Source organism: Burkholderia sp. 4M9327F10, from assembly GCF_005503145.1.
Classification (GTDB): Bacteria; Pseudomonadota; Gammaproteobacteria; order Burkholderiales; family Burkholderiaceae; genus Paraburkholderia.
Map to the genome: position 1 here is coordinate 15,452 of NZ_SCNV01000015.1, position 23,308 is coordinate 38,759.

Annotated in this window: 21 protein-coding genes; 5 read left to right on the plus strand and 16 right to left on the minus strand. The window is 58.3% G+C overall.

Annotation, left to right across the window (positions count from 1 at the left end):
* The first annotated feature begins 162 nt into the window (after positions 1 to 162).
* Complete coding sequence (locus FFS45_RS15960) at positions 163 to 630, plus strand: GDP-mannose mannosyl hydrolase (protein WP_137955616.1); 468 nt, start codon at positions 163 to 165, stop codon at positions 628 to 630.
* On the opposite strand, the gene FFS45_RS15965 is transcribed toward FFS45_RS15960, so the two are convergent.
* The 3 genes from FFS45_RS15965 to FFS45_RS15975 form a co-directional block, all read right to left on the minus strand.
* The gene (locus tag FFS45_RS15965; protein ID WP_212745734.1) at positions 627 to 863 is read right to left on the minus strand and encodes a hypothetical protein; all 237 of its coding nucleotides are present in this window, start codon (positions 861 to 863) and stop codon (positions 627 to 629) included. The two genes, FFS45_RS15960 and FFS45_RS15965, sit on opposite strands and share 4 nt — an antisense overlap.
* Positions 864 to 896: 33 nt before the next feature.
* A complete protein-coding gene (locus FFS45_RS15970; RefSeq protein WP_137955618.1) occupies positions 897 to 2,306 on the minus strand; it encodes a UDP-glucose/GDP-mannose dehydrogenase family protein in 1,410 nt (469 codons plus the stop codon).
* A 63-nt stretch (positions 2,307 to 2,369) separates the two neighbouring features.
* Complete coding sequence (locus tag FFS45_RS15975; protein ID WP_137955619.1) at positions 2,370 to 3,605, minus strand: glycosyltransferase WbuB; 1,236 nt, start codon at positions 3,603 to 3,605, stop codon at positions 2,370 to 2,372.
* 439 nt (positions 3,606 to 4,044) lie between these two features.
* Between FFS45_RS15975 and FFS45_RS15980 the strand changes: the two genes are divergently transcribed.
* From FFS45_RS15980 to FFS45_RS15995, 4 genes are all read left to right on the plus strand, one after another.
* Positions 4,045 to 4,671 (plus strand): hypothetical protein, encoded by a 627-nt coding sequence (locus tag FFS45_RS15980; protein WP_137955620.1) that lies wholly within the window; start codon positions 4,045 to 4,047, stop codon positions 4,669 to 4,671.
* Positions 4,672 to 4,715: 44 nt separating this feature from the next.
* A complete protein-coding gene (locus FFS45_RS15985; RefSeq protein ID WP_137955621.1) occupies positions 4,716 to 5,840 on the plus strand; it encodes an acyltransferase in 1,125 nt (374 codons plus the stop codon).
* The gene (locus FFS45_RS15990) at positions 5,837 to 7,345 is read left to right on the plus strand and encodes a hypothetical protein (protein ID WP_137955622.1); all 1,509 of its coding nucleotides are present in this window, start codon (positions 5,837 to 5,839) and stop codon (positions 7,343 to 7,345) included. Before FFS45_RS15985 ends, FFS45_RS15990 begins: the two co-directional genes overlap by 4 nt.
* 70 nt (positions 7,346 to 7,415) lie before the next feature.
* Positions 7,416 to 8,786 (plus strand): hypothetical protein, encoded by a 1,371-nt coding sequence (locus FFS45_RS15995; protein ID WP_137955623.1) that lies wholly within the window; start codon positions 7,416 to 7,418, stop codon positions 8,784 to 8,786.
* Between the two features lie 99 nt (positions 8,787 to 8,885).
* Here the strand turns inward: FFS45_RS15995 and FFS45_RS16000 are convergent, their stop codons facing one another.
* The 13 genes from FFS45_RS16000 to FFS45_RS16060 all read right to left on the minus strand — a co-directional run bounded on the left by FFS45_RS16000 (position 8,886) and on the right by FFS45_RS16060 (position 23,283).
* Positions 8,886 to 9,716, minus strand: a complete 831-nt coding sequence (locus FFS45_RS16000) for a glycosyltransferase family 2 protein (RefSeq protein ID WP_137955624.1) — start codon at positions 9,714 to 9,716, stop codon at positions 8,886 to 8,888.
* A complete protein-coding gene (locus FFS45_RS16005; protein WP_137955625.1) occupies positions 9,716 to 10,276 on the minus strand; it encodes a putative colanic acid biosynthesis acetyltransferase in 561 nt (186 codons plus the stop codon). Before FFS45_RS16005 ends, FFS45_RS16000 begins: the two co-directional genes overlap by 1 nt.
* Before the next feature lie 3 nt (positions 10,277 to 10,279).
* Positions 10,280 to 10,837, minus strand: coding sequence for an acyltransferase (locus tag FFS45_RS16010; RefSeq protein ID WP_249362803.1), 558 nt, complete (start codon positions 10,835 to 10,837; stop codon positions 10,280 to 10,282).
* The gene (locus tag FFS45_RS42125; protein ID WP_212745735.1) at positions 10,821 to 12,077 is read right to left on the minus strand and encodes a glycosyltransferase; all 1,257 of its coding nucleotides are present in this window, start codon (positions 12,075 to 12,077) and stop codon (positions 10,821 to 10,823) included. The genes FFS45_RS16010 and FFS45_RS42125 overlap by 17 nt, the downstream gene beginning before the upstream one ends.
* Positions 12,064 to 13,305 (minus strand): glycosyltransferase, encoded by a 1,242-nt coding sequence (locus FFS45_RS16020; RefSeq protein ID WP_137955627.1) that lies wholly within the window; start codon positions 13,303 to 13,305, stop codon positions 12,064 to 12,066. Before FFS45_RS16020 ends, FFS45_RS42125 begins: the two co-directional genes overlap by 14 nt.
* A complete protein-coding gene (locus tag FFS45_RS16025) occupies positions 13,302 to 14,447 on the minus strand; it encodes a glycosyltransferase family 4 protein (protein ID WP_137955628.1) in 1,146 nt (381 codons plus the stop codon). The genes FFS45_RS16020 and FFS45_RS16025 overlap by 4 nt, the downstream gene beginning before the upstream one ends.
* 9 nt (positions 14,448 to 14,456) lie before the next feature.
* Positions 14,457 to 15,857 carry an oligosaccharide flippase family protein gene (locus FFS45_RS16030; RefSeq protein ID WP_137955724.1) on the minus strand — a complete coding sequence of 467 codons (1,401 nt, stop codon included), beginning with the start codon at positions 15,855 to 15,857 and terminating at the stop codon, positions 14,457 to 14,459.
* 23 nt (positions 15,858 to 15,880) lie between these two features.
* Positions 15,881 to 16,831, minus strand: coding sequence for a GDP-L-fucose synthase (locus FFS45_RS16035; RefSeq protein WP_137955629.1), 951 nt, complete (start codon positions 16,829 to 16,831; stop codon positions 15,881 to 15,883).
* Between the two features lie 5 nt (positions 16,832 to 16,836).
* Positions 16,837 to 17,955 (minus strand): GDP-mannose 4,6-dehydratase, encoded by a 1,119-nt coding sequence (gene gmd / locus FFS45_RS16040; protein WP_137955630.1) that lies wholly within the window; start codon positions 17,953 to 17,955, stop codon positions 16,837 to 16,839.
* A 66-nt stretch (positions 17,956 to 18,021) separates the two neighbouring features.
* The gene (locus FFS45_RS16045; protein ID WP_137955631.1) at positions 18,022 to 20,235 is read right to left on the minus strand and encodes a polysaccharide biosynthesis tyrosine autokinase; all 2,214 of its coding nucleotides are present in this window, start codon (positions 20,233 to 20,235) and stop codon (positions 18,022 to 18,024) included.
* Positions 20,236 to 20,239: 4 nt separating this feature from the next.
* Positions 20,240 to 20,680 (minus strand): low molecular weight protein-tyrosine-phosphatase, encoded by a 441-nt coding sequence (locus tag FFS45_RS16050; RefSeq protein ID WP_137955632.1) that lies wholly within the window; start codon positions 20,678 to 20,680, stop codon positions 20,240 to 20,242.
* Entirely contained in the window at positions 20,677 to 21,723 is a 1,047-nt protein-coding gene (locus tag FFS45_RS16055; RefSeq protein WP_137955633.1) for a polysaccharide biosynthesis/export family protein, read from the minus strand. The genes FFS45_RS16050 and FFS45_RS16055 overlap by 4 nt, the downstream gene beginning before the upstream one ends.
* Before the next feature lie 171 nt (positions 21,724 to 21,894).
* Positions 21,895 to 23,283 carry an undecaprenyl-phosphate glucose phosphotransferase gene (locus FFS45_RS16060; protein ID WP_137955634.1) on the minus strand — a complete coding sequence of 463 codons (1,389 nt, stop codon included), beginning with the start codon at positions 23,281 to 23,283 and terminating at the stop codon, positions 21,895 to 21,897.
* Positions 23,284 to 23,308: the final 25 nt, after the last annotated feature.

Below are 23,308 nucleotides of genomic sequence, written 5' to 3' on the forward strand. Positions count from 1 at the left end.
CCGGATTGAACGGCCAATGTGGGCGAACGAGCGCCTGTCGTATGCAGAAGTTACCTTGTCGGGATTCGCCATACTTGCCCCAGATCGATTCTTTTCCGCGAAGATGCACTATCTCTGCCCCCAGCCACAGTCACACCCAGCGGGACTCCACCCCAGGTCACCATGCTTCCGATCGAACAATTCCTGCAAGCCATCGACGCAACCCCTTTGGTCGCTATCGACCTGATCGTTCCAGACGAGAGTGGTAAATATCTGCTTGGACACCGCGTCAACAAACCCGCACAGGGATTCTGGTTCGTGCCGGGTGGCCGCATCCGCAAGAACGAACGCCTCGACGACGCGTTTCGCCGGATCGCACGCGATGAGCTCGGCCATGTGGACATCGAACGAGCCGACGCCGATCTCGTCGGCGTATACGAACACATGTATGAAGACAACGTTAGCGGGCGACCCGGCATCTCCACTCACTATGTGGTGCTGGGCTACCGGCTGAATCGTCCAGTCAAGCTGGAAAATTTACCCGACTCCCAGCACGCCGCCTACCGCTGGGCAACCGGGGTGGAGATTCTCGCTGACCCGGCCGTACACCTGAATACAAGGGTCTACTTTTCCGGGCCCTTACCCCGCTAACCTTCGACCTCGCACGCAGCCGCAGTTGTGATCGCAAGACGGGTCTCCTCGTACACAGCGTAGAGGCGTGCCATGTCCCGCTGGCTGACCGGCAATGCCTCGCAGGCGCTTTTGACGAGTGCGGCATAAAGCTGCGCCTGACCTGCCGCGACCTTCCCGTCGATCACGTCATTCCGATGCGCCCATAGCAGTTCCACGGTTGCATCGACCAGATGGGTTACGCGATCATCCACGCGGGAGCGATTGTCTGACATCAATCGCCCCGCTTAGCCCTGCGCGACGCGCAAGGCCCGCGCCGCATGCTCGACGCCCGGAACATAAGGACGGCCCACGCTGTAGTACTCAATCCCTAACTCCGCCATGGCCTCAGGCTCATAAAGGTTGCGCCCGTCAAAAATCAGCGGCTCGATCAGCGCTTGAGTTAACTCACTAAAGTCAGGGCTCTTGAATACCTTCCACTCGGTCACGATCACGAGGGCGTCGGCACCGTCCACACTCTCCGTCTGCGTCTTCGCAAACGACAGCCGCGAGTGCGCCTCCGGAGTATCGCGCAAGTCGTGTGCAAAAACACGCCGTGCTTCGTTAATTGCCACGGGATCGTAGGCGCAAACGGTTGCGCCCCGTTCCAGCAGCCCGGTTACCAGCTTGCGGCTCGGCGCCTCCCGCATGTCGTCGGTGTTGGGCTTGAATGCCAGCCCCCATACCGCAAAGCGGCGCCCAGTCAGGTCAGCACCGAGCCGGGCAGTGATCTTGTTGATCAGCACGTCCTTTTGTTGCTGGTTCACCGCCTCGACTGCCTCCAGAATGCGTAAGGCCTGACCATGCTCGGCTGCTGTCTGCACGAGCGCGCGCACGTCCTTGGGAAAGCATGAGCCGCCGTAACCTGCACCTGCGTATAGAAAGTCGTAACCAATCCGCGGATCCGAGCCGACGCCACGCCGCACCGCTTCGATATCGGCCCCGACGAGATCGGCGAGATTCGCGAGCTCGTTCATAAAGGAGATGCGGGTAGCCAGCATTGCGTTCGCAGCGTATTTGGTGAACTCGGCAGAGCGAACATCCATGTGGCGGGTGCGCTCATGGTTGCGGTTAAACGGCGCGTAGAGCCGCTTCATCTGCTCGCGGGCGCGTTCGCCGAGTTCGTCTGCATCGCTGCCAATCACGATGCGATCCGGTCGCATGAAATCGTCTACCGCTGCGCCTTCCTTAAGAAATTCCGGATTCGACACAACCGAAAACTCATGGCGCACGCCGCGGCGCCGCAGTTCGCCTTCAATGGCGGCACGCACGTGCCGTGCGGTTCCGACCGGCACCGTCGACTTGTCGACTACCACCTTGAAGCCGTCCATATGAGAGCCGATGTTGCGCGCCGCAGCCAGCACATATTGCAGGTCGGCTGATCCGTCTTCATCAGGCGGCGTGCCGACAGCAATGAACTGCACATCGCCATGCGCGACACTTGCTGCGACATCGGTAGAGAACTGCAGGCGCCGGCTCGCGCGGTTACGGTCGATCAGTTCCTTTAAGCCGGGTTCGTGAATCGGCACGCCTCCGCCATTCAGAATGTCGATCTTGTGTTGATCAACGTCAAGACAAAAGACGTCGTTACCGATTTCCGCAAGGCATGCGCCAGTGACCAGACCAACGTAGCCGGTGCCGATAATGGTGATCTTCATGTTGTCCTTTGTAATGAGAAAGCGCTTGCGAATCCGGGAGTCCGATTGCTGGGTCGTGGGTGCTTAAGAGTTCGAAGTCCCAGCGCGCAGTGCGCACAATTTCGCCTCGAACTCGCCAAGGACGGCCTCACGCGACAGCACTGCCTGAGCGAATTCACGACCTGCCCGTCCCAGACGCGCCCGCTCGAACGCGTTGCCGGCGAGCATTTCGATGGCCGAGACCAGCAAACCTGCCTCTCCCGGCGGCACTACCACGCCACGAGGGGATACCGCTTCGTATAACTCAGTGCCGGGGTTGGCCATCGCTATCACTGCCCGGCCGCTAGCCAGCATGCCAGTCAGCTTTGACGGCATCACCAGATCCGCGGCGTCGGCACGCTGGGGCAGCACGTGAATATCGGCAAGATTTAACAGTTCGTTCAGCCGCTCGAGCGGCTGCAGGTCGATGAAACGGCAGTTGCGCAGATTGCCGCAGATCGCTGTGATGGCCTCACGTGCTGGGCCGTTCCCGCAAAACACGAAGACTACGTCGTCGCGGTGAGCGAACCCATTTGCGGCCGCTGCGAGCACTTCGAGACCCTGCTTTGCGCCCATGTTCCCTGAGTAGAGCACCACCGTTGCAGCGTCAGGGATGCTCAGTTCGTCTCTTAGCCGACTACGCCGCCCGAGCGGATAGATGGCTTCGGTATCGGCCCAGTTCGAGAAGCGGGCCACCTTGCTTTGCTCGACCCCTTTGCGCAACGCATGTTCAACCATCTTTCCAGAGATCGTCGATACTGTATCGAAGCGTCTGAGCAGCATTCGCTCCAACGCAAGCGCTAAACGCTTAAGCAAGGAGCCTTTCAGCATACCCAGGCTGAATGCAGCGTCTACCTCGTAATCCTGAATATGCAGCCACGCATATGCACCGGTCAATCGGGCCACCAGCCAGCCGGTGGGCGCATTCATCAGGCTAGGCGCTATACAGACGACCACATCCGGCCGCCAGAATGCATGACGCAGCAGCAGCGGGAAGCTCGACAACGCAAAACTCGCCAGGTGAGCGATGCGCCCGGCGCCCTTCGGCTGTGCGGGTACCCACAGCGGCGCACGCCAGATGCGCACACCATTGCGCGTCTCATTCGCGTAGCGGGATGAGGAGAAGCCTTTCGCGACACGCCACTCCGGGTAGTAAGGTGGAGCACAAACGACGCGTACATCGTGGCTGCCCGCGGCAAGCACCTCCGCCATCTCGGCGGTGTATTTGCCGATACCGGTTAACTCCGGCGCATAGTTGATGCCATATAGGAGAATCTTCATTGGTCTCCAGCGCGATAACGCTGTAAATGCTGCAGCGCATAATGACTGGTTCCTGGGCGATGCGCATCTCAATGGACCGCCATCATATTGGCGAGGTCCGCCAAACTCGCGGTCGTCCTGGTGTGGACAGCATGCGGGCCCTGTGCACGCCGCAGCCAATGACATTCGAGTGCCGGTCTGATGCGGTGTTTGGCGTGCGCTGTGCCGGTCATTCCCTGTCTAAAAACGCTATTAGTTTGTCGCGATACGCCACTGCATCATGAATCTAGCTCTATTCGGCAATGATGCAGTATGTTCAGACTATCATTCCGGCGGTGTCGTATATCGGGTGTTCGCGCGTCCGCCCATGCCCCTCGGCTTCCGTTGGTTGGGGTTCAGCGCTGGCTGACGTCAGTCTGACTGACCAATCGACCCGTATAGGCATGAGTTTCGTACGACAATGAAAATCTTCTCGATGGTGCTGATGCCGGCGGTGATCGGCATGGCTTGTACGACCGCCGGCGCGCAAGTGAATTCCGATTCGGTGCAGGACCACACTTTTTCTGGTGGTCAGCGAAACAACCCACAGCCGACGCCGGCGTCGCCGCTAAACCCTCTGCTGGGAGCACCGCAGGACGACGCAGAAAACGATCTGCCGGACAAACGCACCTCAGGTCAGACGCAAGGGCACAGTTCGACACAGGGCAGCCGCACACGCAATCAGCAGACCTCTACGGATGCACCTCCTAGTCCGTTGCTGGGTGCTCCGACGAGCTATGAGGATAGCTACATTTCCAGCCTCGACTACGGGCCGGAAAAGCAGACTGCCACGCGTGAGGCGTCCAACTATAAGCTCACGCCAGTAGAACTGTTGCTGGCTCCTGAAATTGCAGAACGCGCGGCCGCGGGCGCGCCATCGCACCACCATGAAGTTGGCACCGTTGTTGCAGACGAACACCAGCAATCCCAGGAATCAGCACCGTCTACTAGCGCCCCCCCGGTCCAGGCTTCGGCCTCGCGACACGTTTCACTGAGTGGGACTGCCGGTTCCGACGCAGCAAGCGCGATCTACCGGTCGCCCTGGTAAGGCAAATCCATCAAACCCGATCAGAGAAAACAGGTCACGTGCGCATGCCAACACAATCCACCGGCGCGCTTCCAGCGCTGACCAGCATTCGATTCTTTGCGGCGTTGGTCGTCGCCCTTTCGCATTTCACCCAACTCGGGTTACTTGCTCTACCCGCTACGTTTCTCGCATTCGTCGATGGCGGACGTCCGGCCGTATCTCTCTTCTTCGTTCTTTCCGGCTTCATGCTGACCTACACGTACCACGGCACGATTGACGCCATAGGCTCAACGCGGTTCTACGTCGCGAGATTCGCCAGGATCTATCCAGTGATGTTGTTGTCTCTGCTTATCGCGGCATCTGTCACGATCTATCTGCTGCGCTCTGACAACGGCACCCTGCTGTTGAGCTGGTATTCGATCAATACCCATGTGTATCTGTCGCTTGTGGTGAGCCTTGCTGCGCAACTCCTGCTGCTGACCGGCTGGTTCCCGTTCGCTTCGATCAATCAACCCTGGATTGGTCCGGCGTGGAGCATCTCTTGTGAGGCACTTTTCTATGCTCTGTTTCCCTGGCTCCTGCGCAAGCTGCGACTGAAGGACGGGTTCACACTTGCGCTGATCTGCGCCGCACTCTGGGCAGCGCAGGGGATCTGGATTTTCTGTATCAACCGTTATGTGCCTTTAGGCAGAAAGGGATTTCTGATTTCGCAATTTCCGCTAACGCATTTGACGGAATTCGTCATGGGCATTGGCGCCTCCGCCTATTTCGTCAAGGTGCGGCTAAGCGTACAGGCATCGCAGCGCCTGGGGATAACACTCATTTGCGGCGCCTTGATCGCGATTGCGCTGCTCGCCGCATGGCAACCTATAAGACCGGCCTACTACCTTGAATCGCCTTTCTTCACTGCGCTCATCCTCGGCCTCGCCCTGCTCAAACGGCCGGTACTCGGCCTGCTGAACCGCCGGCCGCTCATTCTCCTTGGTGAAGCCAGCTATTCGTTGTATCTGATTCATATTCCACTGGCACATTGGGCGCACATAGCGGGCCTTCATCGCAACAACGGGTGGATAGCATTGCTGCTTGCCATGTGCCTGAGCATCGCGATATACCTCTATTTCGAAGAACCCATGCGCAGGCTGATACGCTATGGAAACGAGTCAAGGCTTCAGAGGCTCGCGACAAGATGAAATTGACGCGCCGCAAGGCACTGGCCCAACTGGGCCAGATTGGGCTTGGGTTGGCCCTGAATCGTACATCGCTCGCAAGCACTGCGGATGTGAGCCTCGCCCTGCCTCGTGCGCGTATCGAAACACTCGAGGAGGAGAATTACAGCGCACGTGGACGCGGCGGCGCTCTGGGTGACGACAAAACCGACGACACCGCGGCGCTCCAGGCATGGATCAATTACCTGGTTACCCACCATAAGCGCGGCACACTTGGTGCAGGGACCTATCGCGTGAGCGCTCCTCTCATCATTCCGGCCGGGTATGAATGGGCGATAGACGGTGACGTCGCCGGCGGAACACGGATCATGCAAACAGCGGACAACATGCCAATCTTCGATATTGGCCCGACAGGCTCAAAGCCGCTGATGCATACATGGCGAATTTCGAACATCGAGTTCGATTATGCGAACGATCAGCCGGCATCGCACGAAAACGCTAACCCGATACTGTTCTCGCAAATGGTGTGCGAATTCTCGCTAACGGGTTTGCGCTTCGCACGCGGTTCCTACGCGATCAAGGTAAAACCTGGCATTGGCGGCCCGTGGGGAGGGCTATGGGATGAACTTGTGTTCGAAGCCAATCTCAGCGCAGGCGCAATGCAATGGACGGGTTGCGTCAACGGCGTCCCCAACAACAAATGGGGACGCTTTTTTGTCGACTGCCATAACATGGTCGGTCCTGTCTTCAATGATGTTCGCGGGTACAACTGGGTCGTCGATACGATCGAGTTCATTGCGGCGCAGCGCGGCGCGCAACTCTTTTCAATTTCGGGTGGCAGCGAGTGCACGATCGGAGCGATCAAACTGGAGAACGGCGTGTATCGCAACGCGGTCGACCTGATCGGCATTGGTCCCGGTGCGCACGTCAAGATCGGTCAGTTCTTCATTGGCGGTAATGCCATGGTCTTGCACCCGGCAAGAGGTGCGATAACCCTGTTTGCGACCGGGGTGGGTGGTCCGACCGGAACCTTTGACCTCGATACGCTGGTTGCGAACGCAACCGAGTTCGGTGGCGACATATACGTCATCAGCGGTGCAAAGGGTAACTTGCGAATCAGGGATATGTCGTTCGACGCCAACCCCTGGCAAATATGCAACAACGGTTCGACAACGACCGGCGACACGCTCACGCTCGACCAGTACAAGAACGATCGTCTTTCAGACAATCTCGGCGATGCAAGCTACGCGGTTACGCTCGGCGATCCAAACATTCTCTCTTTTGAAACGCCCTTCACTTCGCCTCGCACGCTAGACCTGCCGGACGTTGCGAACAGACTGTTCAACGGTCTCTACTACGAAGTTCGCCTGTATGGCGCCGTGAACGGCAGCAACACGCTCACCATTCAGTGCGGGGGCAAGAAGAAATTTGTTGCACACAGCGACAAGGTGCTGATGCGCTTCTCGTGGCGCCGGAACGCCACCGCCGCCGCGGGCTGGATGATGACGCAATACGAGCCACTACCGTAAGAAGTCTGGCGGTAAAGCGCCGCTCGTTGTGAATTCCATGCAGTCAATCATTTAAATCAGGGAAGTAAAGATGCGCGGAAAGGGTATCCCGCTGTTGGCAATCCTGTTTCTCTTGCCGTTGGCGTTCGACTACAAGACTGCCGACGACAGCCAAAGTCATTTGCTCCAGTACCTGCTTGTTGCCCCGCCCCTGATATGCGGTGTTCTTCTCGCCTTGATGGGGCCCAGATTCCGGAGCAGGTCGCAACTGCGATCGCTGGTGTCCATGGCGGTAACCATAACCGTTGCCGGTAGCGTCGTTCCGCAGTTCCTTCAGGGCAACGAGGTCGGAAACTATTTGAGGGTAATACTCACCTTCGTTCTATTCCTGGTGGGCTATCACGCCGGATGCCACCCGTGGAGCGACGCAAGGGCGAGGATTCTCGACCAATGTCTCTTTGCCGCGATGGCGGTATCGATGATTGCCAGCCTGCTTTATGGCCTTTCGACCGGTGGCTCTATCGATGACGTTCGATACCGGATCCTGTCTCCTGTGCTTCTTGGATTCCAGGGGCTGCTTCTCCATGAGATCGTCGTTCGCCGAGCAACAAACAAGGTCGCGCTGATGTTCTTTGTCGCTACCCTGGTTGTCGAGCTCTTGAGCGTGACGCGAAGCTTTCTTGTGGGCACGGTCCTGTTGTTCTGCCTTGCGAGTTTTCTCGCGGCTCCGACAATCAGCCACCTCACCAAGTCGCTGCTGCGCACGCTTCTGGTCGCGGCCGCACTGGGTGGCGTAGTGGCAGCAGGCGCCGCGTGGATCTTCCCGTCTGTACTCGATCACTGGTCTCAGCGGATCTTTTTCGCCGAGGGCACGCAGAGCGGGAAAGACCCGACAACGTTGAGCCGCCTCGCCGAAATGGAAAATCAGTATGACCAGGTCACATCAACCGGCACGTCTTTGCTGACCGGAATGGGCTATGGACACCATTTTGGCTACGCTGAGGATTACATCGTTGAAATGCTGGAGTTCTCCAAGCGGGGGGATCTGGAGGCAATTGACTCCTGGTCGGCAGGTCACAATTTTTGGGTATACCAGTTGTTCGCCGGCGGCATCCTGTTCGGAATCGCGTTGCCGTTCGCGTTGCTGTACGCCCTGTACCGATGCACGATCAGTTATCGGCGTTGGCGTCGTGCAACACCCACCGCCGACTACTTGCAAAGCATGGGGCGCTATCTTCTGGTTTCCGGGGGGATGGTTGCAACCACGGTCGGGGGAAATCCGCTAGGACCACGCTTTTCCGGATTGGTTTATGGACTGGCTCTGGGCCTTCTCGTAGCCGCCTATTCGAAAGGAATGGCCGCCAGGCGATACTCGTCTTACTTCCCGTCGCAGTTGCCCCTAAGGGCGGCAACTGCGGTATCGACTGTCAATGCAGAGAGTCTTGGCAGCGACGGGCGTTGAAGCGCCCGTCGGGGTTCCGGGTGGAGACATCACCCGGAGTCGCCCGCGTTCCGCTCTATCTGGCGTTCACACGGAGGCTCCGGTCGCAGAGCCTTTTATTTAGCCTCTGGGCAACTTCATACGCTCGCGCACCTTCAATACGATGAAGTATTCGTATATGGACTGGAGTGTCGCGTAGACGAACCCCGGGCCGCCATCCAGGAACCCCCCTCGAACCCCGTAGAGCAGGAAGAATTTGACCAGAGGACGAAACGGCAGCTTATAAAACATCCCCTTCTGATGATAGCGCCGGACCTGGAAGTCCTTGGCCAGCAACGCTTTCGATATCTTGAACTTCTCGTCACGGTTGGCGTTGATCATGAACTGATCGGCCTCGAGCGAACTATACGAATTGTGCCGGGCAAGCCAGTGCGATATGCCTTTGCTGAATGGATGATGATCGAGGAACCCCGCCACTCTGCCTGTCTGTCCATTGACGATCGTTACCGGGTTCACCATCCGTTCATAACTGATGTACGCAGGTTTGAAGAGGCGCACATAGTAGGGCGACGCTTGAACATGCTTTAACCAACGTTCGCTCAAGAAATCGCGGCGTTGAACTTCAAAGGCAACGCAACCGCCAGGTGTTGAAACGGCTTCGTGTATTGAGCGAGCCAGTTCGCCGGTGACGCGTTCATCTGCATCGATGTACAACACCCAGTCGTTCTTGAACTTGATGTTTGCCAATCCCCAGTTTTGATGGGAAGCCCAGTTATCGAACTGCCTCAGCGTAACCTGCGCACCGAACCGTTTAGCAATCTCGACCGTTCGGTCCGTACTGAGCGAGTCATACACATGGATGTCATCGCACCACGCAACCACGCTCTCCAGGCAACCAGGAAGGTCCCGTTCTTCGTCTTTTGTCAGAATAAGGACTGAAATACCGTTCATCACTGCTCTCCAGATCTGCGTCGAATAGCTATTTTGCGTGCGGGCATACCTGCATAGACGGTCCAGGCATCGCGCAGACTGCGCGTCACCACTGAACGTGCGCCGATCACCGCTCCGTCGGGGACTTCAGCGCCTGGACAAATAAAAGCTTCGGCGCAAATCCACGCGTCACGCCCAATGGTTATGGGTTGTGTTATCAACTGAAACAGCGGGTCATTGAAGTCATGGCTACCCGCACACAGGTGCGCTCCCTGCGAAATCACAGATCGCTCTCCAATGGTGATTTTCCCCATCGAATACAGTGTGACGCCATTGGCAACTCCGGCTAGCGCGCCGATGGAGAGATTCCACGGCGCCCATATCTTTACTCGCGGATAGACGTGAGCGCCTACTCCAACCTGTGCACCGAACGCCCGCAGAACAACCCGGCGCCATCCGTGACACACTCGCGGTGTGGGAAGGAAAAGCAACGCATACACGATTCCCCACAGTACCCGCGCCAACCTGTTCCCCAGCGAGAACGAAGGAGCAACTTTTGAATCCACTCCTTGCAAAATCATCGTTCAAACCTCTTGATAACTGGCAACGGGACGGCAATACTCGCCAGACGACAGCGGCGCGGCCAGCATTTCGCTGTGAGCCACCTCGTCGCTCAGGGTTGCGAAGCGGCGTCGGATCAGTCGCGCTGGAACGCCCCCAACCACCACGAACGAGTCGACATCCTTAGTGACGACCGCTCCCGCTGCGACGACTGCGCCGTCGCCGATCCTCACGCCGCAAAGAACCGTTGCGCCCGCACCAATCCATACATCTTTTCCGATGAGCGTCTGGCGGAAAGCCGGCCGGCCACTAAAGATGACCGGCACACCGGGACGATCAAAGAGGTGATCGTTACCGATGATCTGCACGTCGGGTCCAAGCATCGAATAGCGGCCGACGCATACGCCCGGGTTGATTCGACAACCCGGGCCGATATAGACGTACTCGTCAGCGCGAAAATCCCGGCTGATGTCTCCATAGCCGCCAAATAGTGCGGTTGCGTGCACGCCATTGAGTCTGAGAAGCTTGCGCCACCAAAGTCTTCGCGCACTGCGCAACACCTTCCTAAGCGCCGCGAGCATCTTGATCTCCGTAGGAAGCCAGCATGTCATTACCCTGCCGAGCGGGCCTTCCGTGGATCGCATCCGCAAGGACCTCACACTGCTTGCGGGGGTTGTATACGTCATCAATGATCCTGAAACAGTTGTCCCGTGTGCGCCAGCGATCATGAAATACCTGGGGAAACTCCATGAGGCACCTCGTCAGATCGAGCAGGTTTCCGTATTGGAATAGCATCCCCGAGAAACCCTCTACCACCGCCTCCACTTCGGGCATTTGGCGATCCATGTCGGAATGGGTAATGACGGGTGTGCCGAACATCAGCGAATGCATCGCGGTCAACCCGACCTTCCCCGGCGACACAACGACGTCCGAATCGAAGATATACGTTGCAACAGCTTTCTCGTCGTATAGTTCGCCGACAAAGTCGACCTTCAACTTCAACTCCGTTGCGAGATCCTTGAGCTTTTGTTCAGCAGGTCCACCCCCGATAAGGGTTAGCTTGAACTGGCAGCCAGATGTCTCCTGCGCCAACGACGCCGCGCGCAGCAACAGGTCATATTCACATTTATCCGTTAGCCGTGAGACACCAAGAATGCACAGCTCCGCAGCTTGCTCGCGCTGCGCGCTCTGGCCCAGCAGGTCAAGCCGCGTGTTCAACTGAGACTGGTAGTCCAGGCTATTGAAACCAACATAAAGATTTCGGGCTCGAAACCCGAACTTCTCGGCAATACATTTCGCACGATATCCGTACAGATATTGCGCATGCCCAAGTGAAAAGAAAACGCGTCTTACGAAGTTTTTGACATTTCGCTTTTCTGACAGAAAGCCGTGACCCCAAAATATGACGCGCTTCCCCGACATGCACCCTATCAACGCCGCCAGCCACGTCGTAAAGAAATTTGGGTTGGCCAGCAGTATCAATACGTCGAACTCGCTCGATAATGACGCCAGCACGGCAGCCCATTGGAAGGAAATCTTGCCGACAGTCCTGACTGGAGCCGCCCTGAAATCGTCTTTGTTTGCGAAACTAAACGAAGGAATGCCTTGATACCGTTCTACTGGATCGCCAAAGAAGGTCGAATCGAAGTCCTGCGCAACAATCGCGTCAAGCACGCCCTTTCGATAGTGCGGGAAGAAGTGATACACGATGGCGACCTTGGGCGCTTTCTTTTGCCCCACGACTCGGCCTGATTGGCGGGCATCCTGTGTCGGAGCGGACACACGATTTCTCGAGCGGCGCATGAAGTTATTGGTCATCATGCTTCCCCGCGCCATGGACTACGGCAATCGCGTCTATCACATTACTTCCAAAGGAATTGGGACTATGCTCGCTGGCAAACCTGGCCAGTTGAGGCGAGTTCCTGATCGAGTGCATGGCCGATTGCAGCTTTGCCCAGTCGAAGCGTGGCTTCGGTGCCGATGCGCTCAAAAAATCGTCCCACCGCAGACCCAGCAATCTTTTCCCCCGATAGTTGTCGATCAGGCCGTAATTCGAAGTAATCACCGGCACGCCGGCCTGGGCTGCCTGGATCAGTACGCCACTCATTCCGCTAAAGTTCTCGTAACACAGCCACATCGAGTCGGCCGCCGCAAATACCTGCCCTTCTTCCAGTTCGGAACAGAACCTGTTGAGAACGATCACCTGCGACGCACGCTCCCCGGCCGTCAGCATGAAAGATTGAATCATCTGGGCCGCCTCCTTATCCTGTACGCCTGCAAGCACCAGCCGAAAATACTTCGGAAGGTCCGCGGCGGAGAACAATGTGAGCAATCGCGCAAGACCCTTTCTTGGACTAAGCGCCCCATAGGCCGCGACAACAAAGTGTCCCTCTTCCAGGCCCAAAGCTCGCCGAGCTTCATGGCGATCCGCTGGCTGGCCGATGAACGACGTGTCTGGGACATATCTGATCTTCCCTGCGACATTTGGCATCTTTCGCATGACATACTGCGGCAATGGCTCATCTATCGTCGTAGCGAGCGCTAGCTTGCTCAGGCCGAGCAATCGCCGAAACAGGACGTTATTGACGACGTCCTGCATTCCCGTAGGTCCGGCAATACCGCAGGCGTGGTGATGAAACCTGGCGGCAAGGATCATGCCGCCGAAAGGTGTGTCGCCAAAAGGCGAGCCATAGAATCCGGCTACCTTGTCAAAGTAGTTGAGGTATGGAACGTAGACGAAGTCCGCAATGCGAGTTTTACGGTAATCAATGTAACCCTGTTCGACGGCACGCAGGTAAGCTCGCTGACCCAACAGGAGTTGAAGCCTTCCATAGTGAGTTCCACGGGGAATCTCCGGCATCATCGCGACGTCCAGGTCGCGTCCCAATGCCGATACCGTCATGCGGCCTGCCGGATGTGCAAGCGCCGATGCCGTCGTCATCAGCGTAACTTTCCATCCCCTGCGCAAGGCATTTTCGGCGATAAGGCGCACGTACAGCACCATCCGATGCCCGGTCGCCTCCGGCTCCACTATCAGAAGCGTCGTCATATCATCCGCCCCTTACCTTGTGGATGCAAAGGCGCCGCAGAAGTTACGTCACGAAACAGCCCCGTATACCGCTCGGCGACATGCGCGATTGAATACGCGGTCACATCGCGTTGGTGACGCGCGGGTCCTTCAGAGAGCCCCTTTTCAATCGCTGTTGCATAGCTTCGATGATTTGCCGGGTCAACAGTAACGACACCCGCAAAGCGTGAGGCAAAGTCGAAGACGGGGAGATTCGCTGCCACAATCGGCACGCCACTCGCCAGTGCCTCAATCATGGCTATGCTGTGCGCCTCCCGCGCGGAGGGCATCACGTAAACGTCGGCAGCGGCAAGCAAAGCCGGAATGTCGCTGCGGCTACCGAGAATCCGTACCTTTTTCTGCAAACCATGTTGCTTGATCAATGCATGGAGCGCGTCGCCGTATGCCATGTCTTCAGTCAGTCCAGCGAGCCAGAGTTCTGCCGGTCGGCCGACGCGAATCATTTCGTGTACCGCCAGAATGCTGGCAGCCTGGTTCTTCACCGCGGTGAGCCGCCCAACCTGAAGCACCACCGGAACGTTGTCCGCTACGCCAAAATCAGCGCGAACCCGCCGCCTGGCCGCCTGATCGAACACGAACTGATCAACCGCGGTGCCGTTCGGGATCGTCAGAAGTCGCCGGGGCGTGCCACACCGCAGGCGATAGTTGTTTGCCGCAGCTTCCGTGACCGTCACCACTGCCGCGGTGCCTGACTGGAGCATCCGCTCACTGAGCCTTAGAAGCCTGCCCGCGTAGTCATCATTGGTGGCTGCATGGAGTACCGTCACGACGGGTGCCGCGGACCCCGTCAATTTCAATGCGAGGCGTGCATACGCGGCCGGAATCACCGAATGCGCCACAATCACATCCGGCTTGAAGTCGCGCAAAGTGGCAAGGATGAGCCGAAGTCTGCCCAGGCGCCCTAGCAGGCGAGGCGGCGACGTGCACCAGACACCGTTGTTCTTCAGGGCCGTCCAGACAGGCTCAAAAGCATCCTCACACGGATTGATGCCGAGGATGCCGGTCACAACCTGATGACCCTCGGCATGCACCTGAGCCAAGGTGGCCGCAAGTATTTCCGCCCCGGAGTGCCGCGGTGTCAAAACCATTTGCAAGATTCGCATTGTCCTCTCTCACCCGGTCGTCAAAGAGAAGCCTGCCCTTAACCTCTGCAGGGGCAACACCAGAGCGATGGCACTCACGAAACCCAATCCGACCTCGTGATACGGGACCGACGATAACAATTGACTCAGGATCGCGATCAGCCCCGCGACCGGCACGCCGACAGTGGCGAGCGGCAACAACTGCCGCGCCTGGTCGGGCGCGCTCGAGAGCACATCCCAAAGCATCAAAACGGCGCAGGTCAACACTGAAACCGCTGCGGCCAGGGCGACTCCGATAGCACCCAGCCACGGTGCAAGAAGCGCCGACGCGGCAACCAGCACGGCCAGCTGAACAACAGTTGCGCGTGTCACCCGGCTGGGCTTTCCCGTTCCGCGCAGATATGCCGTGAGCAGTCCGACCAGCACGCCCGCTGCCATCAGGTAGACAAAGACGCGAAAGAACGGAACGGCGCCACCCCATTGGTCACCCAGCGCCAACTGGATCACTTCGCGGGCGACCACACATAGAAACGTCGCAAGCACCAATGCAATCGTTCCAAGATGGTTGAATAGCGTCATCGCACATCGCACGGCGCGACTGTTGTCGTGGCGCGCGAGCTCGGCGAAATTCGGAAACAGGTACTGACTGAGCGCAATGCCAAAGTCGGCTACACCGAATTGCGCCAGGCGGCTTGCTGTCTGGTACAAACCCAGCGTCTGCACTCCAAACGTCTTGACTGTAATGATCCGGTCCAACTGATTGACGATGACGGTCAGCAAACTGCTTGCCCAAACCCAGCGGCCGAATTGCATGACCTCACCAAGCGGTTTCGTATTGAAGTTCAGTCGAGGCCGTGTTGAAAACACAATATGCGACGCGACAGCCTTCATAAATTCCGAGAGTGGCAGAGCAGCAAGCACCCAGATGACTTCCCGATAGCTGAAGGCCGCGATAGCGGACATGACAAAATCCGCCGTGACAAACGTTGTGGTGAGCAACGCAACGGTGCGAAAGCGCCGCTGCCGTTGTGCAATCACGACCCGTACGCTGGCAAGGCACCTCGCGAGCGGAACCAGCGCGACCATTTGCAGGACACCTGTGCCCTCCGGAATGTTCATCAACCGTGCAATAGGACCGGAAGCGGCAAATAACACAACGGTCAGAAACAGGCCGCGCACGGCGGTGGCGGTCCACAATGCGTCGAGGCTCGCCTGGTCCAGCAGTTCGCGCCGCTGAATCAGTGCATGGCTCATACCCATCTCGGTCAGCGACTCGGCGATTGACAGGGCCATGAGGCAAGCTGCAATGAGGCCAATCGAGTGTGGTCCCAGCAGACGTGCCAGCAGGAAGAACTTGAATGCCACCAGCAAGCGGGAAACGCCCTGTTGAGCGAAAACCCATGTCGCGCTGCTTTCGTCGAATCGAATCATGTCGGTTCTCTGCCGGTATGCGGCTACGCCCGCTCTAGCGCTTGCGACTCGTGGTGCAGCAAGTAGTCCTGGTACGTCGCGGCCAAACCGGCCTCGAGACTGATCTTCGCGCGCCATCCAAGGTCCGCAAGCTTGCTGACGTCGAGCAGCTTTTGCGGTGTACCGTCCGGTTTGCCGGCATCAAATTCGATGCGGCCGTCGAACCCGACCGTATGCATTGCTGCGCGCGCCAGCTCTGCGATCGTGACATCTTCGCCGCAACCGACGTTGTACAAACCCACTCCGATACCGCGCTCAAGGAGAAACAGCGCCGCATCAGCCATATCGTCGATATGGAGGAACTCGCGGCGTGCCCGCCCGGTACCCCAGACCAGCAGGCTCTCCGCACCGGCCGATTTCGCTTCATGAGCTTTGCGTAGCAGCGCCGGCAACACATGACTTGTCTTCAGGTCATAGTTGTCGTTCGGCCCATAGAGGTTGGTCGGCATCAGCGACACGTATTGCGTGCCATACTGGCGATTGAAGGCCTCGCATAGCTTGATACCGGCGATCTTTGCTATGGCATAGGGTTCGTTGGTTTTCTCCAGGGGCCCCGTCAGCAGATAATCTTCCTTGATCGGCTGCGGGCAATCACGCGGATAAATGCACGACGAGCCTAGAAACAACAAGCGCTGAACACCCGCCCGATAGGCCGCGTGAATCACATTGGCCTCGATGATCAGATTCTGATACAGGAAGTCCGCCGGGTAAGTGTCATTAGCCAGAATGCCGCCGACCTTGGCGGCAGCCAGCACGACCACCTCAATCTGCTCGTCGCGGAAGAACGACTCCACGCGAGCCTGGTTGTTCAGGTCAAGTTCGGAACGGCTGCGCGTCACCAGGTTGCAATAGCCGCGAGCGGTAAGGCCGCGGACCAGAGCGGAGCCAGCCATTCCGCGATGCCCCGCGACAAAGATTCGAGCGCTCTTGTTCATGATGATTACTCGTTGTACTCGAATACCTTGAAGCCGGCCAGCGTCACCAGAGCATCGCGCCTGGCAACCTGATAATCGGCCCGCACCATCTCCTTGACCAGAGAGGCGAACGAAGTGGCCGGCTTCCATCCGAGCCTTTCGTGTGCCTTTGTCGGATCGCCGAGGAGAGTTTCGACTTCGGTAGGACGGAAGTAGCGCGGATCGACACGCACGATTACGCTGCCGGGGCTCACCTTCGCCTCCGTGCCTTCGACCTTTTCGACGATACCGACCTCGCCGGCGCCACTGCCCTCAAAGCGTATGGTGATGCCCAATTCGGCAGCCGCATATTGAACGAACTGGCGCACGCTGTACTGCACCCCCGTCGCAATCACAAAGTCTTCGGGCTGTTCCTGCTGCAGCATCAGCCATTGCATTTCGACGTAATCCCGGGCGTGTCCCCAGTCCCGCAGCGCGGACAGGTTACCCAGATGCAGGCAGTCCTGCAGACCTGCCGCGATGCGTGCAATCGCCCGCGTGATTTTGCGCGTCACAAAGGTTTCGCCACGGACAGGCGATTCATGGTTGAACAGAATCCCGTTGCACGCGTAGATGCCATATGCCTCGCGGTAATTGACTGTGATCCAGTACGCGTACAGCTTGGCCACTGCATACGGGCTTCGCGGGTAGAACGGGGTGCTCTCCTTCTGCGGGATCTCCTGCACCAATCCGTAGAGCTCCGATGTCGAGGCCTGATAGAAGCGGGTCTTTTTCTCAAGGCCGAGAATCCGGATCGCTTCAAGGATGCGCAAGGCGCCAATCCCGTCTGCGTTAGCGGTGTACTCCGGTTCCTCGAACGAAACCGCGACGTGGCTTTGCGCTGCGAGGTTATAGATCTCGTCGGGCCGTACGCGCTGAATAATGCGCGTAAGGCTCGTCGAGTCCGTCAGGTCGCCGTGGTGCAGTATGAAGCGGCGGTCTTCGGCGTGCGGGTCCTGGTACAAGTGGTCGATCCGGTCTGTATTGAACAGCGAAGCGCGCCGCTTGATGCCATGCACTTCGTAGTCCTTCTCCAGCAGTAGCTCCGCAAGGTACGAGCCATCCTGGCCTGTCACACCGGTAATCAAGGCAACTTTTCGATTCATGATTTGATGCTCCTCAGTATCGTTGCGCCGCGTGCGTCCGCGCGCCATTCCGTGGTGTTGTCATACTTACTCTGGAGTGCTCTCGTACCCGTAATAGCCGGAGTAATAGGTCCCATAGCCGACGCGCCGCTGGGGCACATCGGTGAACAGCACGCCTTTCAGCGTTACGCCGCCATTGCGCAAACGGTTCGCGGATTCCAGAATTTCCGCCATCGGATGGCGGCCGTGACGAACCACCAGCAGGGTTGCGCCCGCGTGCCTGCCGATCAGTGCCGCGTCTGTGACGGCCAGTACCGGCGGGGTATCGACAATGACGATGTCGTATTGGCTCGAGAAGTGATCGAGCATGGTCCTGAACCGCTCGCTCATCAGCAATTCAGCCGGGTTCGGCGGCAATGAGCCCTTCGGCAGCACGTCCAGACCAGGGAGGACATTGCGCAAAACCGCACTTTCGGCCTCGCGCCCCGCAATGACATCCGACAGCCCGGGTTGTCTCGCCACGCCGAAGTAGCCGTGGAGATCGCCGCGCCGCATGTCGGCGTCAATCAGCATCACACGCTTGCCGCCGCTCGCCAGCACCGCGGCCAGATTGACCGACATGAACGACTTGCCGACTTCAGGGCGCGGGCCAGTTATCACGAGCACATTGTTGGAGACATCGAGCAATCCGAACTGCAGCGCGGTACGCAAGCTGCGTATCCCCTCGATCGCCACATCGTGCGATGCAGATGAGGCCAGCACGTGCTGTCCGCCGCTGCCGCGACGAATGCCATGATTCAGACGAACCTGCGCTTCGCTGTGCGGTACCGTTGCGTACACCGGCAGCCCGAGCGCCTGTTCGATTTCTTCACTGTGCTCTATCCCGCCGAATAGCGCCCGCTTGACGAATGCCGCTGCCGTTCCTGCGATCAGCCCCAGCGCGGCCGCCAGCGCAACTACGACGACACGCTTGGGCTTGACCGGCGAATCCTCGGCGACGGCGTAGTCCACTACCCGGACGTTACCCACCTGACCGGCCTTAACGATGCGCAACTGCTGGGCGCTGTCCAGCAGGTTCGTATACAACTCCGTATCAACTCGGACATCACGCAACAAGCGCAAGGCGGACTGCTCGGTGTCCGGCAAGGTCATGACGTGCTTGTTGAACTGCTCCTGCTGCGCCTGCAGCGATGCAATTTGCGAGCTTAGCGCGACCACTGCCGGATGCGACTCGGAAAAGCGTTGCGTCATCTCGATACGCTGTTGCTGCAGATCGACGAGCTTGGTCTTGTTATCGACAATCTGTTGCAGCAGCAAACGGCTTTCCTCAGTCAGGTCGACAGTGCCCTTGCGGTTGCGGAACTCGTTGTAGCGATCCTCTGCCTCGTCAAGCTGCTTGCGCAGTTGCGGCAATTGTTGATCGAGGAAAGCGAGCGTGTGTTCGGCTTCGGCGGATTTCCGGTCGATGTTCTGCTGAACGTAGGCGGCGGCAATGGTGTTGATGATCTCCGCGATGCGCTTGCTGTCCGCACCGTCGAGCGTAACGCCGATCACTCCGGATTGCTTGGTCTTCTCCGCAATGACGAGCGCATTCTGTAGCTGATCGATGGTGCCGAGCGTTGACGCGCGCCTCAAAATGAACTGCGTGCCGGGCCGGGCCACGAGTCGTGCCACTTGCAATTCCACCTTGCCTTTCGGTTCTTCGCCCTGGATTTTCCGACCAACCTGACCATGCAGAACGATTTCGCCATCGGGGTCCAGCAAATCGAACTGGTCGCCGCCACGCGCCACAAGCCTGTACTCAGCGTCGTACCGGTCTCCCGGCACGTCGAAATCCGAAATGTCGATTTTCTCGCCGCCCCACGCGAAACGGCTCATGCCGAACCAAGGCGAGGCCGGCTTACCTTCGCTTGCGTGACGCGCCACAATCGAACCAAGCAACGGGAAATAGCGTGGCGCCGCGCTGATATCGAGGTGCAGCGTGCGGACTGTCTGGCCGACCACGAGACGCGAGCGGATCAGCTCGATTTCGGCATCGGCGGTCTGCTTGGTGTCGAATATCGACGCCAGATCACCCAGCGCATCCTTCGCTGAATCGGCGCTATCCTCCACCTGGATCATCGCGTCGGCACGATAAACCGGTGTCGCGAGAAACGCGTAGAGCATACCCAGCAGCAGCACGGCCGCCGCAGTCGCGAGGATCAGCTTCCAGCTCTCCGCGATCACCGCAAGGTAGTCGGAAAGATGAATTTCGTCGCCGTTTGGCGCTTCGATGATTCGGTTCTGAATTAAGGATGCCATGTAATTAGTTAGTCAATCGAATCATTGCGTCAATCCACCATTCCAGACCCTGCTCGATCTGCGCCAATGTTTTTTCGAACACCGCGCGTTCCTTTCGATAGGGGTCCACTACATCAATCCCCGCGCGCTCGGCAATGCGATATACCTTTCCCTTAGAAAACGGATAGGCCGCTTCGATTTGCCTGCGCTGCGCGGCTGTCATGGCCAGAACGAGGCTGGCACAACGCATGTGTTGCAGGTTTAGACCCACCGCGGTGTGGCCGGCGATGTCGATCTTCCGCTCGCTCATCAACTCGATTGCCAAGGGGTCCGGGCCACGTCCGACGAGCGCACCCAACCCGGCAGAAATGACGCTGACGCCAGGCAGCCGCTTGGCGAGCAGGCCCTCGGCCATCGGACTGCGGCAGATATTGCCCTCACAGACAAAAAGAACGCTGTCGATCATTTCGCCACGATCGCCCCGGTCAAGCCCGCATTGATCGCCGGCAATAACAGGCTGAGTACCCGGCTGATGCGCACCAGACCGTTGCCGTCCACATACACCACATCTTTGGGCTGCAACTCGAACTGATTGGCGAGCACCATCGAAACCGGTGAGCGTGCATCGAGATGGAAAACCTGGGGGGCCACCCCCGCCGAACCGCGCACAACATAAAGCTGGGCGGCATCCGCGGTGCTGCTGTTCAGACTCCCTGCCTGCGACAGTGCGTCGCTCAGTGTCAGCTTTCCGTTCTTCAGCGGGATGGCCGTCACCGGCTTATTGACCTCACCCATGACATACGCACCGTTGTCATCACGTGAGACGACTTTCAGCATGTCGCCGTCCCTTAGCACAATGTTCGCTGGATTCTGATCGCGCTCTAGCATGCGCGAGAGGTTCAACCTGTATGACACGCCGTCACGCACGAGAATCATCCGGCTTTGATCCGCCGTGGAGGCGAAGCCACCTGCGCCGCCAATCGCTTCGTACAGCGTCATGGGCGTGTCGCTAATCGGTACGCCGCCGGGCGTGTGCACTTCACCATCCACGTAAACCTGCTTGGCACGGAACGACGCAATCCGCACCGTCACCTGCGGTTTGACGAACGCCTTGACCAAGGACGCATACACCGCCTGTTGTGCCTGATCGATGCGCAGCCCTGCGAGATGAACGCTGCCGGCGTACGGAACCTGCACGTTGCCGTTGTTGTCGATCACAAAGCCCGCGGCGGGATCATAGGGGTGCCCATTCGTTTGGGTCTGCGCCCCTTGGGCCGCAGTCAACTCGGGGTGATCCCAGATTGTTATCTGTAGAACGTCGCCCACGCCGAGCGTGTACGGCCCCGATTTGCCGAACAATTGCCGAACCTGATCCGCGCTTGCCTGAGTCTCGGCCTCATGCATTTTCTCGATCAGGGCGACGTTGATGTCAGCGATTGGGATCTGCAGTTCGGCCGACGGCACATTTTCACTACCGGCAGCAACGGGTAATGTCGCCGGCGTATTCATACGCATACCAGGCGCAACACCGCATGCCGACAGGGCCATGCCAACGGTCACGCCGGTTAGCAGGCGAACACACCGGCGACAAAGCGGCTCCGCTTCAACTTCAAACCATTTACACAAGAATTGCATCAAGTCTTCCTCAACTTACTGTGCGTGTCCGTCGTTGCACATACGTCAGTACGCGTTGCTGCCAATCAATCCCTTTGCCACGGTCGCCAGGACAATCCGCATATCCAGCGCGAACGACCAGTTGAGGAGGTAGTACAGGTCATGCTCGACCCGCTTCTGCATCTTTTCAACGCGGTCGGTTTCACCGCGGAATCCGTTGACCTGCGCCCATCCCGTGATGCCTGGTTTGATCCGATACCGGTGGATATAGCCGCTAACGATCTTCCGGTAGAGCTCGTCATGTTCGATCGCGTGGGGGCGCGGTCCGACTACCGACATCTCCCCTCGCAGCACGTTGAAAAACTGCGGCAGTTCGTCGAGACTCGTGCGCCGCAAAAGGCCACCCACAGGCGTAATCCGGGAATCACCCTTGGTGGCCTGCGTAACCACGCCCGCACGTTCGACGTGAGGCCGCATCGTGCGGAACTTGTAGATCTTGAACACACAACCGTCGGCGCCCTTGCGATACTGGGTAAAAAACACCGGGCCCCTTGACGAAAGCTTCACGGCGACGGCAATGACCAACAACAATGGCGCGAGAGCGAGTAATGCAATCGCTGCGAAGATGCGATCGAATATGTCCTTTTGAACCAGTGCGTGCGCCGGCAGCGGCGACGCCATCAGGTTGATTGCAGGTGCTCCAATCAGATCGATCATGGCGCCATCGAAAATCGCCATGCTTTGCATGTCCGGAATGAAACGGATGTTCACGAGATCGTTCTGAAATTCGTTGACGAAGCGCTGGATCGTGGCGCCTTCCGAAAGGGGCAGCGCCAGCCAGATTTCCTGCACCCCTTTGCCTCTGACGTATTCCGTGAATTCATGGAAGTCGCCGATTACCGGCACGCCGGCCAGATGAGCATCTTTCTCCTGATGCCCATCTGGCATCGCGAACATCGCCGATGCCCGAAAGCCGCTCGCCGGTGACACCTCCATCTTGCGAACGATCCGCTGGCAATGCGCGCCATAGCCCACCACCGCCACGTCGCGCAAATTCATTCCTGCACGTCGCACCCTGCGCAGAACCCCATACGTCAACAACCGGGCCGCGATTAGCGATCCACCTGTCATCGCTGTCCAGTAAGCAAACCACAAGCGGGAGATAACGTCCGTCCGATGCAGTGAAAACATCAACACGAGACCGCAAGCCTGCACCAGAATCCAGGCCAGTGAGGCGAGGCCCATGAGCCGCAATATCGAACGTCCGCGCCACGACTCGTACAAGCCAAACGCAGGAAACGAGACCAGCGCAAACGCCACGGAAAACGTAATGAACGCGTCGTCGAGCCGGCTTTGCGCCATGTCTTCAAAGCGAATGTGCGACGCCAGCACCGCGCAGGCGACTATAAGAAACACGTCGACCAGTCGCGCCAGTAATCCCTGTATCCCAAGCATTTTGCGACTCCCAACCAAAAGGTCC

Excerpts from the sequence above, each read along its gene's own strand:
- FFS45_RS15960 (WP_137955616.1), top strand. The coding sequence starts at position 163 with ATGCTTCCGATCGAACAATTCCTGCAAGCCATCGACGCAACCCCTTTG.
- FFS45_RS15970 (WP_137955618.1), bottom strand. The coding sequence starts at position 2,306 with ATGAAGATCACCATTATCGGCACCGGCTACGTTGGTCTGGTCACTGGC.
- FFS45_RS15975 (WP_137955619.1), bottom strand. The coding sequence starts at position 3,605 with ATGAAGATTCTCCTATATGGCATCAACTATGCGCCGGAGTTAACCGGT.
- FFS45_RS15980 (WP_137955620.1), top strand. The coding sequence starts at position 4,045 with ATGAAAATCTTCTCGATGGTGCTGATGCCGGCGGTGATCGGCATGGCT.
- FFS45_RS15985 (WP_137955621.1), top strand. The coding sequence starts at position 4,716 with ATGCCAACACAATCCACCGGCGCGCTTCCAGCGCTGACCAGCATTCGA.
- FFS45_RS15990 (WP_137955622.1), top strand. The coding sequence starts at position 5,837 with ATGAAATTGACGCGCCGCAAGGCACTGGCCCAACTGGGCCAGATTGGG.
- FFS45_RS15995 (WP_137955623.1), top strand. The coding sequence starts at position 7,416 with ATGCGCGGAAAGGGTATCCCGCTGTTGGCAATCCTGTTTCTCTTGCCG.
- FFS45_RS16000 (WP_137955624.1), bottom strand. The coding sequence starts at position 9,716 with ATGAACGGTATTTCAGTCCTTATTCTGACAAAAGACGAAGAACGGGAC.
- FFS45_RS16005 (WP_137955625.1), bottom strand. The coding sequence starts at position 10,276 with ATGATTTTGCAAGGAGTGGATTCAAAAGTTGCTCCTTCGTTCTCGCTG.
- FFS45_RS16010 (WP_249362803.1), bottom strand. The coding sequence starts at position 10,837 with ATGCTCGCGGCGCTTAGGAAGGTGTTGCGCAGTGCGCGAAGACTTTGG.
- FFS45_RS42125 (WP_212745735.1), bottom strand. The coding sequence starts at position 12,077 with ATGATGACCAATAACTTCATGCGCCGCTCGAGAAATCGTGTGTCCGCT.
- FFS45_RS16020 (WP_137955627.1), bottom strand. The coding sequence starts at position 13,305 with ATGACGACGCTTCTGATAGTGGAGCCGGAGGCGACCGGGCATCGGATG.
- FFS45_RS16025 (WP_137955628.1), bottom strand. The coding sequence starts at position 14,447 with ATGCGAATCTTGCAAATGGTTTTGACACCGCGGCACTCCGGGGCGGAA.
- FFS45_RS16030 (WP_137955724.1), bottom strand. The coding sequence starts at position 15,857 with ATGATTCGATTCGACGAAAGCAGCGCGACATGGGTTTTCGCTCAACAG.
- FFS45_RS16035 (WP_137955629.1), bottom strand. The coding sequence starts at position 16,831 with ATGAACAAGAGCGCTCGAATCTTTGTCGCGGGGCATCGCGGAATGGCT.
- gmd (WP_137955630.1), bottom strand. The coding sequence starts at position 17,955 with ATGAATCGAAAAGTTGCCTTGATTACCGGTGTGACAGGCCAGGATGGC.
- FFS45_RS16045 (WP_137955631.1), bottom strand. The coding sequence starts at position 20,235 with ATGGCATCCTTAATTCAGAACCGAATCATCGAAGCGCCAAACGGCGAC.
- FFS45_RS16050 (WP_137955632.1), bottom strand. The coding sequence starts at position 20,680 with ATGATCGACAGCGTTCTTTTTGTCTGTGAGGGCAATATCTGCCGCAGT.
- FFS45_RS16055 (WP_137955633.1), bottom strand. The coding sequence starts at position 21,723 with ATGAATACGCCGGCGACATTACCCGTTGCTGCCGGTAGTGAAAATGTG.
- FFS45_RS16060 (WP_137955634.1), bottom strand. The coding sequence starts at position 23,283 with ATGCTTGGGATACAGGGATTACTGGCGCGACTGGTCGACGTGTTTCTT.